General features: G+C 53.4%; 11 protein-coding genes. 7 read left to right on the top strand and 4 right to left on the bottom strand.

Going from position 1 to position 26361, the window contains the following annotated elements:
* The first annotated feature begins 8 nt into the window (after positions 1 to 8).
* The 4 genes from BM123_RS11640 to BM123_RS11655 all read left to right on the top strand — a co-directional run bounded on the left by BM123_RS11640 (position 9) and on the right by BM123_RS11655 (position 14516).
* Positions 9 to 383 carry a LytR/AlgR family response regulator transcription factor gene (locus tag BM123_RS11640; protein ID WP_175489342.1) on the top strand — a complete coding sequence of 125 codons (375 nt, stop codon included), beginning with the start codon at positions 9 to 11 and terminating at the stop codon, positions 381 to 383.
* A 470-nt stretch (positions 384 to 853) separates the two neighbouring features.
* The gene (locus tag BM123_RS11645; protein ID WP_090168584.1) at positions 854 to 12337 is read left to right on the top strand and encodes an HYR domain-containing protein; all 11484 of its coding nucleotides are present in this window, start codon (positions 854 to 856) and stop codon (positions 12335 to 12337) included.
* A gap of 88 nt (positions 12338 to 12425) precedes the next feature.
* Positions 12426 to 13274, top strand: coding sequence for a T9SS type A sorting domain-containing protein (locus BM123_RS11650; protein WP_090168586.1), 849 nt, complete (start codon positions 12426 to 12428; stop codon positions 13272 to 13274).
* Between the two features lie 171 nt (positions 13275 to 13445).
* The gene (locus BM123_RS11655) at positions 13446 to 14516 is read left to right on the top strand and encodes a T9SS type A sorting domain-containing protein (RefSeq protein WP_090168590.1); all 1071 of its coding nucleotides are present in this window, start codon (positions 13446 to 13448) and stop codon (positions 14514 to 14516) included.
* 223 nt (positions 14517 to 14739) lie between these two features.
* On the opposite strand, the gene BM123_RS11660 is transcribed toward BM123_RS11655, so the two are convergent.
* The 4 genes from BM123_RS11660 to BM123_RS11675 all read right to left on the bottom strand — a co-directional run bounded on the left by BM123_RS11660 (position 14740) and on the right by BM123_RS11675 (position 22013).
* On the bottom strand, positions 14740 to 17256 hold the full coding sequence (locus BM123_RS11660; protein ID WP_090168594.1) for a TonB-dependent receptor: 2517 nt from the start codon (positions 17254 to 17256) through the stop codon (positions 14740 to 14742).
* A 471-nt stretch (positions 17257 to 17727) separates the two neighbouring features.
* The gene (locus tag BM123_RS11665) at positions 17728 to 19935 is read right to left on the bottom strand and encodes a gliding motility-associated C-terminal domain-containing protein (RefSeq protein ID WP_090168597.1); all 2208 of its coding nucleotides are present in this window, start codon (positions 19933 to 19935) and stop codon (positions 17728 to 17730) included.
* A 141-nt stretch (positions 19936 to 20076) separates the two neighbouring features.
* Entirely contained in the window at positions 20077 to 20625 is a 549-nt protein-coding gene (gene lspA, locus BM123_RS11670; protein WP_090168600.1) for a signal peptidase II, read from the bottom strand.
* A gap of 32 nt (positions 20626 to 20657) precedes the next feature.
* Positions 20658 to 22013 (bottom strand): TlpA family protein disulfide reductase, encoded by a 1356-nt coding sequence (locus tag BM123_RS11675; protein WP_217642159.1) that lies wholly within the window; start codon positions 22011 to 22013, stop codon positions 20658 to 20660.
* Between the two features lie 383 nt (positions 22014 to 22396).
* Between BM123_RS11675 and BM123_RS11680 the strand changes: the two genes are divergently transcribed.
* The 3 genes from BM123_RS11680 to BM123_RS11690 all read left to right on the top strand — a co-directional run bounded on the left by BM123_RS11680 (position 22397) and on the right by BM123_RS11690 (position 26067).
* Entirely contained in the window at positions 22397 to 22885 is a 489-nt protein-coding gene (locus tag BM123_RS11680; RefSeq protein WP_090168603.1) for a hypothetical protein, read from the top strand.
* Positions 22886 to 23286: 401 nt separating this feature from the next.
* The gene (locus tag BM123_RS11685) at positions 23287 to 24333 is read left to right on the top strand and encodes a glycosyltransferase (protein WP_175489343.1); all 1047 of its coding nucleotides are present in this window, start codon (positions 23287 to 23289) and stop codon (positions 24331 to 24333) included.
* Between the two features lie 663 nt (positions 24334 to 24996).
* Positions 24997 to 26067, top strand: coding sequence for a tyrosine-type recombinase/integrase (locus tag BM123_RS11690; RefSeq protein ID WP_090168606.1), 1071 nt, complete (start codon positions 24997 to 24999; stop codon positions 26065 to 26067).
* Positions 26068 to 26361: the final 294 nt, after the last annotated feature.

Here is a 26361-nt window from a genome sequence, read left to right on the forward strand (position 1 = left end):
ACAAGTCATTGGCACCTCTCGCAAAGAACGACAGGAACTCAAATGACCCCTTCGATAAAGAGGGCCAGTCCATCTGGGTTGAAAAAGGTAAGGTACGTGTCCGTATCCCCGTTCGCAACATCCTTTACGTAAAGGCCGAACACGTTTACTGCCGGCTCTTTTTCCCGAATGATCAAAGGGTGTTGAAACGCATCAGCCTGGATCGCCTGACATCCGAATTGCCATCCGGTAAATTCCTCCGGGTGCACCGAAGCTATTTAGTGAATGTCGATTATGTAGAGCACTTCAATGCTTCAAAAATTCTGATTGGTAAAACTGTAATTCCAATAGGCCGCACCTGGCGAAAGGAAGCTGTCAGCAGGTTACGACAACTCATCCAATAGCGTGGTCACCAGTAGAGACGTAGCTGGTCAGATTATTGCTTGTACTGCACTGTGGCGAGCCCGCAGGTGCAATGATGACCATCAGAAGCAGTGAAAACCTGGTATTGCTCATGGGCTTTTAAAGTGGTTCTACGACTGTAAAGCATTGTTTTAGAACAAGAATTTACCATTCAGAACAAAGGAATGTGTTGTTCAGAACATTTGGCTGAAAAAAAAAGAAGAGACTGCTGTCTCCCTATACATTTGAATCATCTTCAAAAGATAACACACGCTAAACAAACAGGAACAAACTACTACTTACAACTTGATATACTCCTTCAGATGACAACTTAAAGGAGTAAGGTTTACAACCTGACGCACGATAAAAAATACACCTCATCATGGTGGAATGAGCTCATGGGCTCAACGGACATCCCTATGTCAATTCATCGATTTGGTCTTTCTCTTCTCATCAAAACACGCTTATTCCAATGCTCTGCTTCAATCCTCTTTCTCCCCCTCAATGGCGTGCCGCTTTACTGGCTGTCTTAATATTTGGAGTTTTCTTTCCATTAACGGCACAGACGACATACACGGTCAACAACACCAGTGCAGATGTGGCTACGGTTAACTCTCTTCCCTGGGCAATCGCTCAGGCAAACCTGGATGCTGCCGCCGATGTGATTAATATCACTGCTACGGGAACGATGACCTCTACGGCTACATTGATCATCACCGAGCCGGTATCCATCAACGGTACTTCAACGGGAGGTGTACCAAACTTCATCCTTAGTGGAACGGTGGGGCTTTTAAGAACTGTCGGAACCAAGACGGGGCTAACCATCACTAACCTTGGATTTCTTGGAGCAGCTGGTAATTTTGGCAACAACCTGGCGATTGACGTTGATAACTGGACAGACGTTGAAATCTCCAATTGTAAGTTCGAGCTAATTCGCAGAACCGCCATCGAAGTAACCAGTGGTAGCGACGTGACGATCACGAACAATGAATTTATCGATTGTGGTGGCGCGGCCGGTGGCTATATTGTTAACCTTGCAAGTATGACCGATGTTGCAGGCGACCGCCTGACGATGGCAGGCAATACGTTCTCCGGCGGTGCAAATGCCGTATTCCTTGCTGGAATGGACGGCCTTGCAATTGCAAATGCCGGATCGACTGAAGTGCTTTTACCGGACAACGACGGCAGAAAAACCGTGGGAGGAACGAACCTTCGCCTTCAGAACTGTCCCGACGCAAGTCTTGCCAATGTTGACTTAAGCTTTGATAATGGTGCCAGCGGTATCACCGGAACCGGGCTCAGCACCCTTAATTGCGCCAATTTGACGGTAAACAACCTGACGATTGACCGCCGTAATAATGGTATTCAAGTAGACAACTCCGAAACGGTAAGTGTCACCAATAATACACTGACTAACGTCAATACGATTGGTGTAGGGGTTACTGGTGGAAGCAGTGCTACGGTTACGGGCAATAGCTTTACCAGCTGCGGAGGAGGCGCTGGTAGATATAATCTCGAACTGAATAGCATCTCAGCGGTAGGTGGCTCTCGGGTAACAGTGAGCGGAAATACTTTCTCCGGTGGATCAAACGCTGTTTCGATTATTGGAATGGACGGGGTTACGGTCGCAAACACCGGGTCTCCTGAAGTGCTTTTATCGGACACTGATGGCAGAAAAACCGTAGGCGGAACCAACCTTCGCTTTCAGAACTGTGCCGACGTAAGTCTTGCCAATTTTGACTTAGGCTTTGATAATGGTGCCAGCAGTATCAACGGAACCGGGCTCAGTACCCTTAATTGTGCTAATTTAGTGGTAGACAATCTGACGATTGACCGCCGTGGTAATGGTCTTCTAGTAGACAACTCCGAAACGGTAAGTGTCATCAATAATACGCTGACTAACGTCAATACGATTGGTATAAGAGTCAATGGTGGAAGCAGTGCTACGGTTACGGGCAACAGTTTTACCAGTTGCGGAGGAGCGGGTGGTAGATATAATCTCGAGCTGTTTAACATCTCAGACGTAGGTGGCTCCCGGTTAATGGCGAGCGGAAACACGTTCTCCGGCGGTGGTAATGCCGTATGGATTTCAGGAATGGACGGGGTTACGGTCGCAAACACAGGGTCCCCTGAAGTGCTTTTACCAGACAGCGATGGCAGAAAAACCGTAGGAGGAACGAACCTTTACCTTCAAAACTGCCCTAACGTAAGTCTTGCCAATTTTGACTTAGGCTTTGATAATGGTGCCAGCGGTATCACCGGAACCGGGCTCTACGCCAGCGGCTGTGCTAATTTAATGGTAGACAATCTGACGATTGACCGCCGTAGTAATGGTCTTCAAGTAGACAACTCCGAAACCGTAAGCGTCACCAATAATACGCTGACTAACGTCAGTAGGACTGGTATAAGAGTTAATGGTGGAAGCAGTGCTACGGTTACGGGCAATAGCTTTACCAGTTGCGGAGGAGCCGGTAGTAGATATAATCTCGAGCTGAATAACATCTCAGACGTAGGTGGCTCCCGGTTAACGGCGAGCGGAAATACATTCTCCGGCGGAGGAAATGCCGTATGGATTGCAGCAATGGACGGGGTTACGATCGCAAACACCGGGTCTCCTGAAGTGCTTTTACCAGACAACGATGGCAGAAAAACCGTAGGAGGAACGAACCTTTACCTTCAAAACTGCCCTAACGTAAGTCTTGCCGATTTTGACTTAAGCTTCGATAATGGTGCCAGCGGTATCAACGGAATCGGACTCAACGCCAGTGGCTGTGCCAATTTAATGGTAGACAATCTGACGGTTGATCGCCGGTCTGTTGGTGTTCAGGTTTACAACTCCGCAACAGGAAGCGTCACGAATAGCAATATTAGTAATGCAAACTTTACCGCCATTCGCGTATCGGACGGTAGCAACGTAACGGTTACCGGTAACACCATTGGCACCTCCGGAGGTGCTGGTAGCCGCTACGCGCTGGAGCTACTAAGCATTTCGGCTGATGGCGGCCCACGGATGAACGTCAGCGGGAACACCTTCGCTGGTGGTGCAAACGCCGTTTGGATTCATAATATGGATGGAGTGACCGTTAAGAATGTCGCGCCCGCAGAGGTCATACTCGCGGACGACGACGGTCGTGCTTCCGTTGCTGGGACCAACTTAAAGGTTCAAAGTAGCCCCAATACTACGCTAACCGACCTCGATCTATCTTACAGTGGAACAGGGCCTAGCGGCACTGGCTTGTTCGGGGCGAGCACCGCCAACCTTTCCGTAAGTGGCGCAACGATTACTGATCGCTTGATTGGAGTGCAGCTGGATAACTGTGTGAACTCTTCAGTAATGGACAACACCCTTACGAACAACACAATTAAAGGCATTTTCATTAGAAGCGGCGAAAACGCTACCGTAACCGGCAATGCCCTGACGAACTGTGGCGGTGGCTTCAATAACGGTTCCCTGCATTTTGAGAGCGTTGCAGCCGATGTTGAAAACATGCGATTAGAGGCTTCCGGCAATAGCTTTACGGACTGTAATGGAGGGGTATACGTGAACAATATGCCTGGGATTATCGTATCGGATGGCTCGGTTGCGGGTACGGAAATTACCCTCACTGAGGCTGACCAGATCGGACCCTTCGGCGCATTTGCCGTTGAACTTAACACCTCAGAGAACGGCCGGGTCGAAGGCCTTACTCTGAAAGCTCCGGATGAGAATGTTGGTAACCTTCAGGGGATCAGGGCATTAGGTTGTAGTGGTGTGGTTGTTACTGGGAACAGTGTTCGAGGCCGAACCTATGCCATATCTGTTCTTCAGGGTGCTGCGATCACCAGCAGCCCAACGGTAAGCGGTAACTTGATCGAAGCAAATAACATCGGTCTGTATGTCGATCTGAAGTCAACCGATGTTGCCGCTAATGCTACGGGCAACAACTTTGTTTGTAATATCACGGGCATACAAGCCCGGCAAGATGCAAACGTTGATGCCAGCGGTAACTTCTGGGGAGACGCCGGTGGCTCCGCTACCGACAGCGGTAATGGCGATACCTATCAGGTGTTGAACAACGCTGTGATTAACAATACCAACACCTTCAGTCCCACACCCGTTGCTGGTGTTGCTACGCTTACGATAGCACAGATCGCCGCTACGGGTAATGCTGCGGCCATCACCGATGGTCAGACGGCTACCGCTGTTGCGGATCATACCGACTTTGGTGATGTTTTGACCGGTGAGTCACTGACCCGCACCTTCACCATCAGCAATGCCGGAACGGATGAGCTTATCCTTAGCGACATCACCATTACCGGTGATGCGGCCTTCACCATTGGGGCTGGTGCCCCAACTACCGTAGCTGGTGGCGGCACGGCTACCTTCGACGTGGTGTATGCGCCTACCGTTGCCGGTGCCGCTACGGCCACTACGGTGACCGTAGCGCACGATGCTTGCCAGGACGACGACGGAGAGTTTTCCTTTGCTGTCGGTGGCTTAGCAATAGCAAGTTGTGACATCACTATCACCTCCGCCACCCCAACCGCTGAAGGTTGCCCAGGTGCAGATGATGGCTCCATCACCGTCAATGCTACCTGTACTACCTGCACCGGCGGAATCGTTTATACCATCTCTCCAGCTGTAGGTACACTGAATGCTAACGTATTCAGCGACCTTCCCGACGGTACTTACACCGTTACGGCTACGGATGCCAGTGACGGTAGCTGTACGGTCAGTGAAACAGGTGTTATGGTTGCTGCGGGTATGGATACCGAAGCACCGACTTTCACCTGCCCCACTACGGCAGAAATTACTCTCGACCTTTGCGGAGAGACGACGATCTCACCAGTAGATCTCGGTCTGATTGTTGCTGATAACTGCGTTGCAGATCCAACTACCACGCTAAGCCCATCCACCTTAACGGGGGCAGGTACAACGAACGTAACGGTTACAGTATCTGATGGGACGAATACTGATAACAGCTGTGTCGTTGCCGTTACTACAGTGGAAAACCCGGAAGCTTTCACCATCACGACTCAGGCAGATGACCTCGGTAATCAATGCCCTGGCGCTGCTGTCATTATTTCAGCAGCAACACTACTTGGCAACGATAATGCCTCCGATGGGCGGAACATCGAAGTCCAGGACCTGACGTTGGTTGATCCCACACAGGGGTCAGTTGTCAATAATGGTGATGGTACTTTTACTTTTACACCTGCTACAAATTTCTCTGGCGCAGTTGCATTTGAGTACCTGGTGACAGCTGAAGGAGATGACCTCTTCTTTAATGAAAATGGCCATTACTATGAATTTGTAACTGCCCCGGATATTACCTGGACCGATGCTAAAACAGCTGCAGAAGAGAGGAGCCTATTCGGACAACAAGGGTACCTGGTTACGATCACTTCTCAGGCAGAACAGGACTTTGTTCTAACCAAACTACGAGGCCAGGGCTGGATGGGCGCTACGGATTTAGAGGTGCCGAATACCTGGAAATGGGTTACTGGCCCGGAAGCAGGTACTGCTTTTTGGCAAGGTTTGGCAAATGGTAGTCCTGTTAATGGCGCTTACACCAATTGGCAAGTAAATGAACCGAATAATTTCCCCCATGCTAACGGAGAGAGCTACGCTCACTTTCGGACCAATGGGCAATGGAACGATTATCCTGAAGATCGCACAGGTACAAATGAGATTCAAGGCTATGTAGTAGAGTACGGTGGTAGTATTGGCTGTACGCCGAATTTTACAGCAGTGGGCAGTATAACACTTACGCTTACTGACACCGAAGCGCCTGAAATTACCTGCCCCGAAGCGATCGACGTAATCGCCACCAGCGCCTCCGGCGCTGAGGTGACCTTCGCTGACGCAACGGCTACGGACAACTGCTCCGCTACGGTCAGCCAGACGGCTGGTCCTGCCAGCGGTTCGACCTTCCCGATGGGTGTAACTACGGTAACTTTCGAAGCCGAAGATCCGAGCGAGAACACGGTTAGCTGTTCCTTTGATATTACCGTTAGCGGTGTAGCACCAGACATCAGCTGCCCTGATAACATCACCGTCAGCAATGATGCAGGAGATTGCAGTGCGATTGTGAGTTTTGCGGCCACCGAAACAGCTGGTATCCCCGCCAGCACGATCACTTACAGCCAGAACCCTGGTACCAGCTTCCCGGTTGGAATGACGACGGTAACGGCTACAGCTACGAATGCTATTGGTTCTGATGACTGTACGTTCACCGTTACGGTGGAGGATACGGAGGCGCCGACCTTCATCTGTCCCACTACGGCAGAAATTACTCTCGACCTTTGCGGAGAGACGACGATCTCACCAGTAGATCTCGGTCTGATTGTTACCGATAACTGTGGCTTGATCCCTACCATCGCCTTGAGCCAAACGGATTTAGTTGGTGTAGGTACGACCAATGTAACCGTGACCGTATCAGATGGGACGAATACTGACAACAGCTGTATCGTTGCAGTGGAAACAGTAGAAAACCCTGACTTCTTCACCATCACTACGGATGCGGAAGACTTGGGCACAAGCTGCCCAACTGCGGAGGTAAACATTTCAGCAGCGACTCTACTTGATGGTGATGTAGCCAGCAATGGCGCAACTTTGATAATACAGGAAGTCAACCTGGTAAATCCCACCGATGGAACGATTGAAGATAATCAAAATGGCACCTTTACCTTTACTCCAGCTGATGGCGTGACGGGAAGTATAGCGATGACGTATATCGTTAAGACGGAAGGTTCAGACTTGTTCTACAGTGAAAACGGACACTACTACAAATACTTTGACGCTCCCCAGATTAGCTGGACGGATGCTAAGATTGCAGCTGAAGCTCAAACGCTTTTTGGTATGTCTGGCTACCTGCCGACGATAACATCAGAAAACGAGAACAATTTCATCGTCAGTCGAATCGGGGGTAACTCCTGGATCGGAGCTTCTGATGCAGAAGCCGAAGGGGTGTGGAAATGGATGACCGGCCCGGAAGCTGGACAGGTTTTTTGGAATGGTCTTAATAATGGAGCTGCTCAAAATGGGTTCTACACCAATTGGCACTTTGCGAATCCAAGTAATTCTGGTAACAACGAGGATTATGGAATGATGCTAGATGAACCGTCTGACCCAGCATCGCGTGGGCAGTGGAATGACTGGCCACTTACCTTCTCTTCCATAACCGGTTATATCGCTGAATTTGGTGATGAATCCAGCTGTATACCTGATGTAACGGCTATTGGCAACATCTCGCTGCTGATCGAGGATACCGAGGAACCAATGATCGAATGCCCTGAAGCCATTAGCGTGATCGCCACCAGCGCCGCCGGTGCAGTGGTGACCTTCGCTGACGCTACGGCTACGGACAACTGCTCGGCCACGGTCAGCCAGACGGCTGGTCTTGCCAGTGGCGCGACCTTCCCGATCGGTGTAACGACGGTAACTTTCGAAGCCGAAGACCCAAGCGAGAACACGGTTAGCTGTTCCTTTGATATTACCGTTAGTGGTATAGCACCAGACATCATTTGCCCGGACAACATCACGGTCAACAACGACGAGGGTGATTGCGGTGCAATTGTCAGCTTCGCGGCTATAGAGACAGCAGGCATCCCCGCCAGCACGATCGCTTACAGCCAGGACCCTGGTACCAGCTTCCCGGTGGGTACGACGACGGTAACGGCTACGGCCGCCAATGCTGTTGGTACTGACAACTGTATGTTTACCATTACGGTGGAGGACAACGAAGGCCCCACCTTCACTTGCCCTTCGGTAGTAGCCCGCACCATCACCACAACCGGTGAGGCCGGCTGTGAAGTGGAAATTCCGAACCTGACGACTGAGGTAACCGACGCTACCGATAACTGTGGCTTAGGCAGCAATGTCATTGTACAGGACGTTGTAGCTGGCCTGTCGACGGCCTACGGCCATGGCGACGAAATAGTGGTTACCCTAACGCTGATGGATGCCGTTGGTAACAACGACGCCGAAAGCTGCCAGGTTACCTTGACGGTGAACGACGACGATGATCCGACACTGGAATGTGTCACGAGCTTCAACGCCAATCTTGGCACCGATGCTATGGTTACGGTCTCTGCTACGGACCTGTTCACTAGTGTTGGTGATAATTGTGCGACGAGCTTGACGCCCGCCATTCAGGGCGGTCCGCAGACTTATTCCTGTGCCGACTTTGGTGCCGCGGTGGCTCCCATCCTTACGGTAGAAGTCAGCGATGGCCATGGCAACAGCCAGACCTGTGACGTAAGTATCAACGTAACTGATACCAACTTTGAGTGCTGTGAGATCGAGATTGATGAAGTCATCAGTACTCGCGTAGTTTGCGGCAATGATGGTACGGTAACCATCTCAGCTACCTGTACCTCTTGTGAGAACGGTAATGCTGACATCGAGTACCGCCTGGGCGACGGAGAGTACCAGAGCAGTGATTTCTTTGACGAATTAACGGAAGGGACTTATGATATTACCATCCGCGACGCTGATCGCCCGGGCTGTATGACCATTTCCACCATCACCGTTGGTGAGTGTGTAGGGGAGATCCCGGGTAACAGCATCGATGACGATTGTGATGCGGAGACTGACGAGCTGTCTACGGCTCAGTGGATTTTGCTTGATGCCGGCGATAACGCTGCCTGTACCTCCAATACTGACTGCTGTGCCGCCGTATTCTGTTATGGCCTCGAGTACACCCCCGGAGTGACCGGTACGCTGACTTCTTACACGACTGGCTTCACCACCGATTGTGTTGAGGGTAATACGCCGCTCATCAGCAACGCGAGTTGTGTTATGGTAGACAATAGCTTCGATGCCGCCGACTGTGCTGGTGGTAACGGTATTTTGTTCAACTCTTCAGGTTCCGGGATTCTTCCTGGTGGCCAGGCGGTCCTTCTAACGAAGAATACGCCCATTATCCTCCACCAAATCTGTTTGAGCATCCCCGCTGATCAGATGATTGACCTGGTTGAAGATGCCATCACCAACATTACGATGAGTATCGACGTTGCTGGCTTCAGGAGTATTGATCCGGTCCTGAAGGTTACGGACAACCCTGCCTATGAAACGGCCACGGCTTCGGGCAACCAAAGTCCGGTAGTCGCCAGTACAGGTCCCATTGATGAATGCTACCTCACCCTTGCTGATGCGGAAGCGGCGGCCTTAGCCGCCACCTCCGCTACCGATGATTGCACCAGCGTCAGCGCCCCTGAATTGAGCGTTGCTACGGTAGGTACTTGTGCCGCAGTAATCACCGTTACCGCTACAGACCAGTGTGGTCTGACGACTGACGTTGTTTACAATACCCGCATTGATGCTGATGGCCCTGTCGTTGACGGGACGCTGGAAGCGATGGAAGTAGAGGCCTGTGTGGCTTCGGATGTCGCGGCTGCTACCAGCATCGCTGAACTAGAAGCACTTGGTGTTGTCGGCTTTGACATCACTGATAATTGTACGCCCGACGAGGACCTGATGGTCACTTACACTGATGACAGCCAGGGCAGCTGCCCGGTTACCGTTACCCGTACGTATACCATCACGGATGAGTGCGACCGTAGCAGTACCGTTACGCAAACATTAACCTTGAACGATACTACGGCCCCGACGGCAATGGGCGTCATCACTCCCACGACCCTTGATGGCTGTGATGCAGATGATGCGCCGGATGCGGTTACTAGCGTTTCGGAACTTGAGCAATTGGAGGGCAACCTCGATATTATGGACGCCTGTACGGCGGATGCCGATATGGAAGTGACGTTCATGCAGTTCCTCACCGATGATTGTCCGAGAGTGTTGACACGTGTTTACACGGTAAAGGACGCGTGTGGCAACGCCACTCAGGTAAGTCACCAGTTCATCATCCAGGATCTGGAAGTGCCAAGTGCTACGGGGTCACTCTTACCGATCACTTTAGAAGGCTGTGATGCCAGCACCGCCCCAGATGCTGTTACGACCATCGCCGACCTGGAAGCCCTGGCGGGTGACCTGGACGTAATGGACAATTGCACCGATGACGCTGACTTGGTTGTTACGTTTGTTGATACCGAAGAGTCTGGTACTTGCCCGGCTAAGATAATCATTATCCGGACCTATACCATTACGGACCGCTGCGATAATAGCTTCACGGTTGTTCAGGTAATTACAATTGAGGACACAACGGCCCCTGAAGTAGTTGGTACCCTGAGTGCCACGGATGTGGAAGGTTGCGATGACTCTGCTGCTCCTGCCGCGGCTACTTCCGTAGCTGAGCTGGAAGAAATGGCCGGTGGCGTACTCATCAGTGATGCCTGTACAGTGGACGGTGATCTGGCCGTAAGCCATAGCGACGCCAGCCTTGCTGGTGTTTGCCCTAATGTATTGGTGATCACTCGTACTTACACGGTAATGGATGCCTGCGATAATGCTTCAACGTTGACGCAGACTATCAATATTACGGACACCACTGATCCAGGTGTAACTGGAGCTCCTGAGTTGACGACCGTAGAAGGTTGTGATGCCTCTGTTGCTCCTGCTGCCGTTACCACGGTAGCTGATTTGGAAGCACTCGGCACCGGATTCGATATCTTCGATGCTTGCACAGCTGACGCTGCGCTGGTGGTTACGCACAATGACGTTAGTGAAGCGGGTACTTGCCCGGTCAAGCTGATCATCACCCGTACCTACACCATCACCGATGCTTGTGGCAACGACGTTACCGTCGACCATGTCATCGAGGTGGAGGATAACACTGCTCCCGAGCTTACGCTTGGCACCCTGCCAACGGATTGCTACGCTGACCGCGCCGCTGCCGAACAGGCCGCCATTGATGCGACCAGCGCCAGTGACAACTGCACCGGTGATGTTGCTTTGACGGTTGAATCTTCAGGTACCTGCCCAGCTACCATTACAGTAACGGGTAAGGACATCTGCGGTAACATGGCCTCGGTTGTTTACGAGAATGTAACCATCACTGATGGTGCAGTGCCTACGGAAATGGGTGGCCCCGTTGCGATTAGCATGGACGTGCAGACGGAACTGGATGTAGTAGAACCTACACCACCTTCCTTCGAAGATGTTTGCGGAAACGTGCTAACGGCCGTTGGACCCGTAATTGCTGACAACTACACTACGGGTGACTGTAGCGGTACCGTTACCTACACCTGGACGTACACGGACTGTGGTGGTACGGAAACTACCTGGACGTTTACCTACAACATTGACTGTCTTGGGTTAAACATCCGGGTGTTCACTGAAGGTACCTATGATGCCGGAACGGGTCTGTTGAGCACTTTCCTGAACGAGAACCATCTTTTACCTGGCCAGGATAAGGCAATGTCTCCGATTTTCTCTATCCGACTCTTTGCTGATTTCTCTCCTGCTGGTCATCCTTATCAGGAAGCTCCCTGGTTCTACAGTGCTCATACGGGTGAAGGATACGGCGATGTTTCTGCTCCCGGAGCAACGGGAAGTGAGGTTCCATACCCCGCTCACGTTGCTGATTGGGTAATCGTAACGGTTCGTGAGAATGGTATTCAGCCAGCCAATGATGTCTGGACTTGTACAGGTTGGTTGCATAACACCGGCGAAGTAACCTTCCCTGAAGCCTGCCCCATTACGCTGGATGCTGGAAGTACTTACCAGATCATCGTTGAGCACCGCAATCACCTGGCCGTTATGGCAGAAGCCACGATGGCTGCTGATGGAAGCCACATCACGCATGACTTTACGACTGAGAACAGCTACGCTCCTATTTTCCGCTTTGGTCAGAAAGAAGAGACTGACGGTGCCTGGTCTATGTTCTCCGGTAATGCCGAGCAGGTGTCTTCCCGAGTGGGTATTAATTCCGCTGACCGCACTACCTGGAGCATTTTACAGAACCTTCGGGGCTACTATCTCGGTGACTTCGACCAAAGCTCTCAGGTAGAAAGTAACGACGAAACACAATGGAAGAATAACCAGAATAAGACTAGTGGTATTCGCTTCGACTAGTATTAGGGGACTAGTAGTGTTTCTAATCATTAATCTAATATCCCGGGCGGTAATGCCTGTCTTTATCGCCCGGGAATAAAAATATATTATGTACAGAATATTCTTTGTCCTGCTAAGTACCTTCCTGATGGGGGTAGAATTGGACGCACAACAAATGAACTGGGTTCCCGGAGATCAAGTCACTGATGTCAACTATACCGATGGTACGGATTGTGATGCTAACCTTCTCTGCTACACCCTTGCCTATACGCCCGCTCAAACGGGTGTTTTGACCAGCTATACGACCAATTTTATGGTGGATTGCGACGGCGGCAATAGCGCTATTGTTAGCAATCGCTCCTTGTTGTTGACCGATAACAGTTCTCAGGAAGAAGCTTGTGAAGAAGCGGGCCTCTTACTGTTGCACAGCTCCGGTAACAGCGGAACGATTACGGTAAAAGCGGGCCAGACTACCTACCTGCACGAAATCTGCCTGCAGACGGCTGGTAAGTCCACGGAGTTACAGTTTGTCGCGGATAAAATTGGTGGCATGACCACCAGCCTGGACCTCCGGGATGGTAATGCGATGACCGAACGTCCGGAATTTCGTTCCTTTATTTTTAAGCATAATCGCTCAGCTTGTGACGAAGCCTATACTGGAGAAGTGGTCAACACTGACCTGGAAGGCGTAGCTGGCTTTAGTGGTGAAGGGGATGGAATTAGTTTGTACTTGTCTCCTAATCCGGCGATCTCTGATTTACAGATACAGTTTCACCATACGGCTGCTAAAGCGAACTACCGTTTATTGGATGCGACGGGGCGTCAACTGCGAAAGTGGGAAGCAGTTACCCGTGTGTCTCAAACGATTGATGTAGCGGAATTGCCTTCCGGACTATACTATTTAAACGTAAGTACGGCTAAAGACGAGCTTTCTCAAAAATTTGTCATTCAGCGCTAGTGCTGATCTATATTTGTTTTCGGAAGTGAGAAGCTCTCCCACCAGAATAATTCATCTCCGGAGTGTGCCAGTGCCAATATTACCCAATGGGTATGTCAGAAAGAAACTGGCCACTTCGGAGCTGTTTATTTGCTCTGCTTTATTATTTTTTTGATACGGAAAAAACGACAGATGTTATACAAAATAATCTTATGCCTGAGCCTGTTGGCTACTGCTTCGAGTACCTTGTCCGGCCAATCATTAGACTGGGTGTTCCTGGAACCTGGTGAAGGCTGTGGCCCAGACACCGACTGTTCTGTTGGCCAACAGTGCTACGGACTTTCTTACACACCGTCCCTCACTGGTACGGCCACGAGTTATACGTTTGGCTTCCTTGCCAACTGTGTAAATGGTGGGTCAGCGTCCTTACTTGGTAGCTCCTGTACGATGACTGATAATACCGATCTCGATGACTCATTCTGTGGAGGATTCAATGTACTCCAGTTTCAGCCCTCTGGTAATACGGGCAGCCTGGCCGTTACCGCTGGGGTTCCCGTTATTCTGCACCAGGTATGCTTAACCCTCGGAGTAGGCGAAAGTATGTCTTTTGATGAAGACGTTGCGTTAAGCCTGACGGTGAGCATTAATCTGCCTGGCGGCGGATCTGACACAGATGAACCCGCTTATACCACTTTCACGTCAACTTCAGCAGATTGTGATGTAGCCCTCCCCGTTTCCTGGGAAAGCTTCACCGCTCGACAAGTGGATAAAACGGCCCGCCTGGACTGGGCTGTAAGCGATGAAACCGACCATGATTACTACTCGGTAGAATGGAGTGCCGATGGTCTCAACTTCAGCCCGCTGGCCACCGTTCGCGCAGCAATAGGGCAACAAGGTGTAACCTCCAGCTATAGCTTCGATCACCTGGCCCCGGCTCCGGGCACTAATTACTACCGGCTCCGGCAGGTTGATTTTGGAGGAACGTACTCTTATTCAACCGTCGAGATGTTGACCTTCACGCCGTCCGTCACGGAACAAGGGTTTTCCTTGTTCCCTAATCCAGCCAGTGAGGAGGCACAATTATTATTGAGTGACGGACATTCTGCTCAAACCTTCAGCCTGATGACCGTCACCGGGAAGTTGATTCGAACCGTAAACATCCGTGCTGGACAAGCACGAATAACTCTCTCCCTGGAGGGCTTGCCTAAAGGCGTTTATCTGGTCCGGGTAGGGGAGGAAGTAAAGCAACTGGTCAAGCAGTAAAGAGCATCATTGCGTAAACGGCGATGGTTAGCTGATGAAGGGAGGTTAACTTCCACCTCAGACGATTATCTGCCAAATTTTTCCGTTTCATTCGTGGTGTGTAGTAACAGGATTGTTACTACACACGCTTTTGATTTTAGGGAGAAGCTTATGACAATGCATCCTCTATGCTTATCGCGGTGAAAATCTTTGGTCGACCTTCCCCGTTGCGCAGCAGCCCCCCTCAAAAAGCCACCCCAACTCCCACCCCCACATCAATCCCCGCCGCCGAGACCCCGCTCGCAAAGGTCCGGTAATGCCGATCAAAGAGATTGTCGACCTTGAAGCGGAAGGTCCAGCGCTCCGAGGCCCGGTATTCGGCGAAGAGATTAGCCGTCCACCAGGCGTAGCTTCCGGCGAAGCGATCTTCCTCTGACAAGTAAGGGGTGAGCTCCAGGTTGTCGGCAGTGCCGAGCCTGCTGAAGGTGTAGTTGCCGGCCGTGCCGGTGATTTCGCCCACGGCGTAGTCCTCCGGATTTTTGGCGAGTTGACCGCGCAGGCGGAGGCCGGCGGCCCACTGCTGGTTGTCGTAGCGGAGGGTGAGGCTGCCGTAGGGTGGGGGGATGTGGTCCTGCGGCAGGGAGAGGATTACCCCATCCGGGGCGGCCTGACGGCGGATGCCGCGTAGGGCGTGAGCGTCGGCCAGGAGGGTCAGATCGGGGGCAAATCGCCAGCGGGCGGACACGTCAAAGCCATACACCCGTGCGCTTTCGGCGTTGACGTTCGTTTGGGCGAAGAGAGTATCTCTCCGGCTCACAAAAAAGGAACTGCCGTCGGGCAGTATTCCGTTACGACGAACAATCGCCGAGCGGAGCCAGCTATGGTAGGCCGTCAGCTCCACCCACCAGTCGCCACCTGCTTTTCCGTTGCGGTAGCTGGCTTCCAGCGTATGTGATCGCTCGGGCTGCAGGTTGGGGTTCGGTACCTGGATAAAGCCGTTACTTTCCCGGAATTTAGCAAAGTCATCGATGTTGGGCGCCCGGAAGCCCTGGGCGTAGAGGGCGCGAAAGCCGTGCGTTTTGCCCTCGTGGCGCAGACCCAGTGCGGCGGTTGCCGCGCTTTCTGTGTTGCTAATGCCATCGAGATATTCCGTTGGCCATTCCACCGGATCCGTTGGCTGGAAGGTAGCGGAGAGTCGCTGCCGGCTCAGGCGCAGGCCGCCACGAATCAGCCAGTCTTTGCCCAGGTCATACCCGGCATCGAGGTAGATGCCGCCAGCGGCCAGGCTGCTGCCTCCACTCGGGTAGCGGGTCGCTAATCCGTCAAGGCGACGATTCTCCACAGAATTGATGTCGCGGAAATAAGCCTCACTTTTGACGCCGTCGTAGCGCAGATCGAGGCCGTAGCGGACCGTCCAGAAACCGACTTCTTTGGCAAAGTCAGTCTGGAGATTAGTCGCCTGTACGGTTTCAAGATTATTTTCTTCCAGCGGGTCATTGACCCGGCGGCTGATGCGGTCTTCTTCGATGAGCTGATGAGAAATCAGGTAGGTAGCGATGTCGTAGAGCGCCGTTGGCCGCCGGTCATCGAGCCGGAGGCTGGCCATGGCCCGGGTTTGGGGGCCGTAATCCCAGCGGGCGAAGCGGAGCGCGCCGCCACTCCGTTCGGTCAGGGCGTCATAGCGAGGCACATCCGTAGTGGTGGAGAGCTGCATATTGGCGCTGAGTTCGAGCTGATCTTTCAGGTGGAAACGAAGCTTTTGCAGCAAGTTGAATTGGGAGTAGGCGGTGCCGATCTGTACGTTGGGATCCTCATTTTCCTCGAGGCGGTCTTCGTTTCTCACCCGATCGATGTATTGGGTTCTAAGCCCGAAATCCGGATAGCGATCGGGGCGTTGGGCGCCGGCGCGCAGGTGCGAGGTGGAGGTCGTTGACAGCAGGGTGAGACCGGCCCAGTTCTCTGCTCCGTAGCTGAGCTTACCCCCGAGAGTGAGTGCTTTGGCCGCCGAGCTGAAATTCATGGCTCCTTGTCCTTCCACTGCATCCTGCGTCCGCGCCCTGAATTCCGGCTGCTGCGTTCTGAAATGCACCACCCCACCAATCGCATCGCTGCCATAGGCCAGTGCCCCGGCCCCGAAAATGAGCTCCATCCGGTCCAGCGCCAGCGCGTCTACCGTGATGGCGTTCTGCAAGTGCCCATTGCGGTAAATGGCGTTATTCATCCGCACGCCATCGACCACCAGCAGCACCCGATTGGCCTCAAAACCCCGGACCACCGGACTGCCTCCTCCGAACTGAGACTTCTGCACGTAGACCCCGCTCAGGTCCGCCAGCGCATCCGCCGTCGTCAGACTCTGCGCCTGGCTGATGGCTTGCTGATCCACCGTTTTTATCTGGTACGGCAGCTGGGTGTAGGCCTCGTTGCGCCGGCCAACGACGACGGGCGCGAGGGTCGAAAACCCTTCGTCAACGGCTAGCATAATTTGCCCGTTTGCCCGTAGAACCTCCCGCCAGCTAATGCTGAGGTCTTCATGGCCCAGGTAGGAGGTCTGCAGCCGCTGCGTTGGCTTTAGCTCCTGATTGATCCGCATTTTTCCCTCCAGATTCGTCTCCCCCAAGACCGTCGAATCCGGCAATAACCAAACGTAGGCTCCAATCAGCGGCTCTCCTTCGTTGTTCATAACGGTGACCGTCTGCTGCGCTGCAGCGGATAAAGAACTAAGCAACAGCCACGCCAGAAAAGAGTAAATGTTTGGCTTCAAATGGGGTTTGTTTTGGTCGAAGAACTTGGTCCGAAAATTCAGCTGCGCAGCAGCGTGCTTGTTTTTTCGCGCAAAGGTAAGCAGACCGGACCCTCAAAGGAACGCTGATCTCCGCTTCGCTTCGTGCAGCGCACCTTCGAGGTCCTTTAAACCGTTGCCCTGGGCGTAGGACCTCGAAGGTGTCGGCCCTGTAGCCGGAGGCGAAATTGCCGATTCCTTTGAGGGTCCGGTTTATCGGTCGAGGACCTTGGTTGCTGAGCGAAGCCGAAGTACCGGTCCGAAAATTCAGCTGCGCAGCAGCGTGCGGTTCTCTGCGCTTTTCCTTCCGCTCCGCTCAGGTCAATCGTAAGCTCGGGTAACACAGACGCTCGAAGGTGCTTCCAGGACGCTTCGAAGTCCGCCTGATCTTCCGGTTCCGGACCTCGAAGCGTCGCCGTAGCGACCTTCGGGCGTCCAAGAGGATCGCACCTTCTACCGAATCAACATAAAGCCGCCTTCCCGAACTTCGGGCTCCTCCTCTCCGGGAAACAGATAAGACATCAGGTAGAGATAACTCCCCGCCTCCTGTGGAGTTCCATCCGCCGTCCCGTCCCAGCCTTCATTGAAGTCAATGCTGTCAAAAACCTTAAGTCCCCAGCGATTGTAAATGACCAGGGAGTAATCCTCTGGCGGGCAATTCGAAAACAGTCGGAAGTTATCGTTGACACCGTCGCCGTTGGGCGTAATGACTTCGGGCACTTCGGCTTCGCAGTTGCAGACCTCCGCAATGTCGCCGCTAAAGTCAACCACCGTTGAATCCCCACACTCACTGAAAACAGTGGCGAAGTAATCTTCCGCCGGGTCGGCGATGAAAGTCCGTGGATTGTCCGTTTCACCGTCAAACCAGCGGATATCCGTAATGGCGATGGAGCCTGGGTTAAAGACTTCCAGCTCCAGGTCAACACCCGTGCAAAGGGCCTCTTCGGTTAACCGGTCGATCTGTGGCGCGAAGCGATTGTCCTCCGGCGCAGTAAAGTCAAGAAAGACGGTACGCGCGCCACAGGCGTTACGAATTTGTGCCTGAATGGACTCCCCTTCAATGCCTCTTGGTTTAGGGGCAATAACGGTATCACCAAAAAAGGTTTCCTCGTAATAAGGAGGCAGAATACCATTAGGAATTGACCCTCTGCCGATGACAACGACACTGTCTACCGGAAGGTCAGCATTCAGGACGATGCGACACAGAAAACCCTCGCAGCCATTATCAATTAATTCAATCTCCACGGGGTTCACGTCTCCCCGCTCGATGATGGCCCGCTGGCAGTCGATGGTTGGCTGACAGCCCCCCGTGATGGTTACGCAGTAAGTGCCGCTCTCCTGCAGCAGCAGGCTGGCCCCGTTGCTGCCGTCGGACCATTGGTAGTCCGTCCCAAACTCCCGCGCGTTGAGCAGTGGCGGCTCCTGATTACAGGTGTAAACCGTTGTAGTATCCAGCACCAGCGTGTCCGCTACCACGGGCTGGGCGAAAATGGCATCTACGAAATTGGGCAGTGATTGTGGCGAAAAATTGTTGTCCCGGAAGGCCTCAAAATCAAGGATGAAACGGTTAACCGTTGGGTCGGGGCTGGATACACAGATAATCTCACTCAGCCCGTACTCCGCGCCATTGGGGCCATCGATACTTTCTTCCACGAAGTAGATATTGCCGTTCGGGCCGATTTGGAAGCCTGCGTTCTGCTGGTTTGTCTCGCCGGGTACTCGCTCTAATCGGGCGATGTCCATGCGGCTGCCGTCCGAGAGGTCATAGCGGACAATGACTTCGCCCAGGGCCGCAAAGTTTTGCGTTCCGTACAGGAAGCGGCTATCCGGCGTGAAGGTGACGGAGCCGGGGTCTACGTCGGGCAAATCCAGGGAGGAGTTCTCACTAATCGTTCCCGTCGCGGCGTCGAAGGCGAAGATGGAGCCATCGAGCCAGATGAACTGCCCGTCGGGGCTGAACTTGATGATGCCCCCTACGTCGCCGGCCGGCCGGGGAACCACCACCGGTGTGCCGACACCCGAAGCCGTTAGTGGTGTTACGACGATGAAAGGAGCATCGTCATCGTTGGAGTGGCAGACGATCCAGAAGCCCTCCCCGCTGGCCATCGGGGTGGCGCTCAGGGCTTCGTAGACCAGATCAATCACGTTCTGGTTCGCCAGCCGGACGCCGCCGAGCCCGCCATTGAGGTTCATGTCAATGATGAAGTAGGACAGTCCCCGGCCATTGGGCTGGCCCGGGATGGCGCCGCCGACGTCAAACTCGGACTCCTCCATGGTGAAGAGGTAATACACGCCGGCTTCGCCGGCGGGGTCCGGCATGGCAATCGCGCTCTGGCGGGCACTGAAGCCACCGCCTTCCTCTCCGCGCATGTCGTGCATCACCTCATGGTTACGGTTCCAGATGATGCCGGGGCTCTGATTATTACCGGCTGGCTGCCCACCACCGTTGGTGTAAAACAGCAGCTGGCCGTTTGTATCACTCATGGATACTACGCCCTCGAAGGCATCCATAGCGGACGGTGGCGCCAGCACCGGGGTGCCAGTCGCAAAGCTGACGCTGATGGCTCTGCCGAAATGCCAGTTTTCTCCCTGTCGCTCCGGCTGGGCCGAGAGGGGAACAGAGAGCAATAGCAAAAGGGAGAGGAGAAATCTTGGTGTCATGTTTATGGGAATATTGATGCGTTTCCGGCTTACCGCCGAAGGCAGCTGCGAAGCACACCCGGTGCTGTATTACGAAGCTCTTCGAGCTGGCAACCTGCAACCTTCAAGCTGGCTTCCTGCACCCCGCAACCGGCAACTCACTTAGCCCGTTACCGCCTCGTCCGTCGTCTCCTGCGGAAGCGGTTCCTCCGTTTCTTCTTCCTCTTCGGGGTCTTTCTGGAAGGCGAAGGGGAGCATCATGAACATACCGGCCATGATGGCCATGTCGGCAACATTGAAGATGCCGGTTTGCAGGCTGCCGACCTTCAGGTGCAGCATATCGACTACGTGACCATACATCAGGCGGTCAACGATGTTGCTCAGGCCACCACCGACGATGAGGGCCAGTGCTACCGTTTGCCATCTGTTGAGCCGCTTCTCGCGGAAGATGTAGTAGAGTAAGCCCAGCAGTAGAACGGCCGGGAAAATGTTGAGCAAGAGCGGACGCAAAACCGGCCCCAGATCAGAGCCCAGAGACAGGAACGCACCGGTATTACGCACAAAGGTGAGCCGCAGTATATCGTTGAAGAAGAACTGTTCCGGCTGCCCCTGCAGGTGATCGATGGCCAGGAACTTGGTCCACTGGTCAATTCCCACCGTTACGGCAACGGCAACCCCTACGGCGATGAGGCGTGATTTAAAAGTATTCATTTGGGTCACTTAAATATGGGGTAGTTGTCCGATTATTTCCCGGAAGAGAAAACCTCTTTCAGTTTTTGTTCTAAGGCCTTGCCGCGCAGGTTGCGGGCCATGATCTTGCCTTCAGCGTCGACCAGTACGGTCTGTGGAATGCTCGATACGCCGTATTGTTTAGCGAATTGACTTCTCCAGCCCTTCAGGTCGGAAATGTGCAGCCAGGTGAGTTTGTCAGCCGCGATGGCCTGCTCCCAGCGGGCTTTGGTCTTGTCCAGGCTGACGCCCAGAATCTCAAAGCCCTGGTCTTTGTATTGGTTGTAGACCCGCACGACGTTCGGGTTCTCCTTGCGGCAGGGGCCACACCAGCTGGCCCAGAAGTCGATCAGGACTACTTTGCCGCGCAGGCTCTCCAGGCTTACGGTTTCTCCTTCGGGGCTGTCGCCAGCGAATAAGGGAGCTTCCGCACCGATCCGGAAGCTGTACAGAGCCGTTAGCTGATCGCGGATCTGTTTCACCGGGAGGGGGAATTTTTCCCCGAAGCGTTCAACGATCGCTTCCCCGAGCTTGATTCCCGCTGGGTGCTTTACCTTTTCAAGGGCGGTGAAGCCACCGCTCATAGCAAAGAATTGCGCCCGGCTGCCTTCCGGCCAGGGTTTATAGACGGACAAAAGAATATCCGCCAGCCGTTCTCCGGGAACGGCTCCGGCCAGCGTATTGGCGAAGTTGCGGTTGCCTTCGAAAGTCCAGGGCAGATCGTTGTATTGCTCGTTTTCGTAGTCCACAAACTGGAAGTAGGTGTTCACGAAGTAGTCCAGCTCGTTAGAATATTTTCCCTTATTCTCCGTCACAAAACTGAGGTAAGTGTTCAAGGTGACCACCTTGGCCAGCAGTGGATCCTGAGCCCCTACACTTTCAAGTAGCTCCCGCTTCTGCTGGTCGATAGTAAGGAGCGCAGCGGTTTCCTGCTTCATGGTTACGGTGTCTCCCTTTATCCTGGCGTTGTTATAGGCCCGCATGGTGATGGAGAAAGCCTCATTGTTCTGTTGGAACTGCTTTTTCAGTTCTTTGTAACGGCTGTTAACCGGAGAGTCTGAAACAACAGCATCCTTCAATTGACGGCAGCGGCCACTGATCACGATGGCCTTTTCCGCACCCAACACGAGCGGTAGCACGTCATTTGGCGCCGAACCAACGTAGCGAAATGCCGGAGCTTCCATATAAAGGGTAGTCGTCCAGCTACCGTTATCACCAGCATCAAAAGCTTGTACCAGATCGAAGCCTGCGCCATTGAAGGAGTAGACGTTCATGGCCTTGCAGCCAGTGGATTCCACGGTGATGGTCGTTGACTGCGCCGCCAGCGGCAGCCCAACAAACAGGAGGAAAACAATACGTAGATAGTTCATAAGGGCACAAAATTACGAAATTGGGGCGGGCTAGAGCCAATGGAGCGTACCTGTCTGTCTAGCAGATGGCAGAAATGAGCGCATAATTCGTCCGATTTCTTAAAGACTTGGAGCATTCAGCGGACAGCATTCAGGCCAGGCATGCCTGAATGCTGTCCGCTGAATGCTGAAAACCTGGAAGCAATAGTCATTTCTATTACCCATATTCGCCACAGAAACTTGCCAGAGGAAGCCTGATAACATCCTTTCTGACGGTGAAACAACGTCTTTCGCCGAAAATTTGCCGCCGCCAGCACTACTTAGTCAACCTCTGCGCCCAAAGGATAGTTTTATCAACGTGTCGGGTTCAGAGCCCGATCGTCCAACAAAAATCTATAGTTTTCATGGCCCAATCACGTTCCCCTTTTGATCGTTCTCCCCTCGGCGGTATCGGTGGCTTACTCATCGGTCTGGTTATTCTTTACGTTCTTTTTCAGTTCGTACGCTGGTTCTTCAGCATCTTATGGTGGGCCGCACCCATCATTTTTATCGCCTCCCTGATCATCGATCATAAGGTGTTCCTCGGCTACATCGGCAGCATCAAGCGCCTCTTTCAGAAGAACTGGATCATGGGCCTGGCGGGTGGTATCCTGAGTTTTGTTCTCTTTCCCATCGTTTCCGCCTACCTGCTGGGTATGGCCCTGTTCAAGAAGAAGCTGCGCGAACGGGCCGTGGAAATGGACGAGCAGGTAAACGGTAAATGGGCGGAGTACGAGGAAGTCCCCGTTGAGCCCATGGAACTGGAGATTCCCTACGAGGAGCTTCCGCCGGAGCCGGAGCCACTGGCCCGTAAGGATAATAAGGGCACGGATTATGATGAGTTGTTTGATTGAGGAAACCTCTCCCCCAGGCCCTGACTGAGGAAACCTCTCCCCCGGCCCCCAGGGCTAACGCATACTCGAAGCTGGACCCTCACCGCGAAGCAGCCCCGAAGGGAAAGGAACATTTTATCCTTCGCTCCGCTACGGAAAATGCACGCTTCGAGGTCCTAAATTGGCAGTCTAGGACCTCGAAGTGTGCTCAGCTATGGAGCCGGAGGCGAAATTGCTGAGTTCCTTTGAGTGTCCGGATAGTATGCGTTAGCCCTGCCCCCAGCCCCTCTCCTCTGGAGAGGGGTTGGGGGAGAGGTTTTACAAAATAGCATATCATCAATTTCCTCCCCCCCATTCTCCTTCTCACGCTCGCCTACGCCCTTTGGCAATGGCGAAACTACCGTCGGTGGCGTAGCATCGCCGTGCAGGAAAGGGCAGGGGAGCAGCAACCCTCTTTTGCCGTCCTCATCCCTTTCCGGAACGAGGCAGAGAACCTGCCTGCGCTACTGGCTTCCCTGGCGGCGCTGGCGTATCCGACGGATGACTACGAGGTGATATTGATCGACGATCATTCGGAAGATGAAGGGGCGGGCGCGGTCGCAGGTGCAATGGAAGTTTTTAAAGCGCAGGGAATAGCCCTCCGTCTGCTGTCCTTAGCGGATCACCTGAAGGGCCGCTCGGTCGTCGCCCACAAGAAAGAGGCGCTGGCCTACGGCATCGCCAACACTACGGCCGAGCTCATCTTCACCACCGATGCCGACTGCCAACTTCCGCCCACGCTGCTGAAGGAACTCGCCGCTGCCTTCCGCCCGGAGGTAAGCCTTGTGCTCGGCCCGGTGCTCATCGATCCGGCGGACGACTTCCTCTCCGGCTTTCAGGCGCTCGACTTCGCGGGCTACCAGCTCTATACGGCCGCCTGCGTAGCCGGCGGCGCCCCGACGCTGGCTAACGGGGCGTGCTTCGCCTTCCGCCGGGAGGCTTTTCTGGCGGCCGGCGGCTACGCCGGCGTGGATCACCTCCCCTCCGGAGACGATGTGCTCCTCCTCCACAAGTTCAATGCGCTTGGTGCTACCGCCGCCTGGAAGCCGGGGAGGGCCGTGGTGACTACCCGTCCGGTCGGCTCCTGGCGTGGCCTCTGGCGGCAACGCCTCCGCTGGGCGGGTAAGGCGGGCAGCTACGTCAGCCCTGAGCTGCAATTCGGGCAGGGGCTGACCTGGGCGCTCTGCGCGGCCATCGTCTGCTCCCTGCCGCTGGGCATTTGGTGGCCCGGCCTGCTCCCGGCCGCCTTGCTGGCCTGGGCCAGCAAGGCCATCGTAGACTTCGTCCTCCTGCGGGACATCGCCCGCCACTACGGGCAGGAGCCCCCCCTGCGTTGGTATCCTCTCACAGCACTGCTGTACCCTTTTTACCTGTTCGCCGTAGGCGCGGCGGCGCTGCTGGGCGTGAAGGCGGGGTGGAAAGGTAGGTGATTGGCGATATGCGATACTAGATATTTGATTTGGCAGTAATCCATAGATTGATGCCCAGGCCGCCTATTTATCATCGGGTGACTACATCGCCCGCCAGGGCAAACGCATACTCGACGCCGGACCCTCACCGCGAAGCAGCCCCGAAGGGAAAGGAACATTTTATCCTTCGCTCCGCTACGGAAAATGTACGCTTCGAGGTCCTGGACTCTCGTTTTCAGGACCTCGAAGCGTGCTCAGCAATTCCACCTCTCTTTGCTCCTACGGTCCTCCCCTTGCACCTGCGTCCGCGCCCCCAAAAGCGTTTTCATATCCGTATATATACGCTTATAAACGTAAGTATACGTATAAATAACGGCTAATTGGGCGTTGACACCTCTCCTTTGCCGGAAACAACGATTATGGAACGCGTGCTCATCAATAGACTTGTTGCGAGCTCACCCTTTCGGCTGCGCTTGGCAAATTTTATCCTGAATTGCGTTGCATCATCGGTCACTTGGCTAAGGCCAAGCTCCCTCTTCGCGCCTTGTTCAAAACAAAATTTGCCGTCGCTCGCTCGAAAAGTGAGCTCGCAACAAGTCTAATAAGGAATGGGACGGTGATTTTGCCCGATACAGCTTCAAGCCCAAAGGTTACGTAGATAACTTTTATGAACGGACGGCAGGAATGGTTGGTATCGGCTTCGATAAGCGCCGGAAACGATGGACAGCCCCCGCCCGGAAAGAAAGCCTGGAGTACCTGAGGGCTGCCTTCGGGCCGGATTGCCTCATCTGGTCGGGTGGGGGAGCGGCGGACGCTAAGGAGCAGGGCAGGCCCCATCCGCCCGCACGCCAGCAGCCAGCAGCCCGAGGCCCGAAGCGTTCCTTTCCGCCAAAAGTATTGCCAGTGCACTGGCAAAATGCCCTGCACCGGACGGAGGAGCAATTGAAAGTGCGGCGGTATAGCTGGCGGACGGTGAAGAGTTATTTGAGTCATTTGCGGCGATTTTTGGCCGATCATTCCAAATTGACCCTGGAACAGGTGACGAGTGAGGTGATTCGGACTTATATCGTAAAACGAACGGAAGCGGGTAGCTATTCGGAAGCTACTCAGAATCAATTGCTCAATGCAATCAAATTTTGGTTGGAGCAGGTAGAAGGAAGGGAGAAGGCATTTATACAGCTAAGGCCGAAAGAACCGAAGAAGCTTCCCGGGGTATTGAGCATGGAGGAAGTAAGCCGGCTTTTTCAGGCTACGGATAATTTAAAGCACCGTTGTATCTTGAAAACTATTTACAGTGGAGGATTACGCTTAGGAGAGCTTTGTAATCTGAGGATTCAGGATATTCACTCGGACCGGAAGCAAATTTTTGTCTCCAGTGGAAAGGGAAAGAAGGATCGGTACACTACGCTTTCGGATAGTTTGCTGGTGGAACTTCGAGAATATTTCAAGGAGTACCGACCGTCCTACTGGCTATTTGAAGGACAAAGTGGTGGGCAGTATAGCCGTAGAAGTGTACAGGCCATTCTGCGCAAGGCGGTGGATAAGAGCAAAATCAACGCGCACGCTACGGTGCACACCTTGCGCCATAGCTACGCTACTCATCTCCTTGAAAGTGGGACGAGCCTGCGTCATATTCAGGATCTTCTCGGGCACGCCAGTAGTAAGACAACCGAAATCTATACCCACCTTAGTAATGAGGAACGGCAACGGATCATCAGTCCGCTGGATCGTTTAAACAGGGATCATAAAAAGTGATGCAAAAATCCAGTTTTTCCTAAAAATTGATAGTGAAAAGTTGCGTCAACAGTACCAAATATGGCTATGTAACCGTAAATTGTGCTGTTCACGTCACTCATTTGCCGAAGTTGCGGTTTCCCACCGGAATTTGGTCTTGTAGGCGCACTTTAGTGGTTGAGATATTGGCTGTATGTGCAATGGGTGCGGTTACAAGTACGTTGAACAAACCCCGTCCAACTTCCCCCGTCTCACTTAAGAATACTTGTAATTCTCTGAAGGGTTACCCTAGCTTCCGTCCATTGTTTCACTAAA

The sequence above is a fragment of the Neolewinella agarilytica genome, from assembly GCF_900110645.1.
Lineage (GTDB): Bacteria > Bacteroidota > Bacteroidia > Chitinophagales > Saprospiraceae > Neolewinella > Neolewinella agarilytica.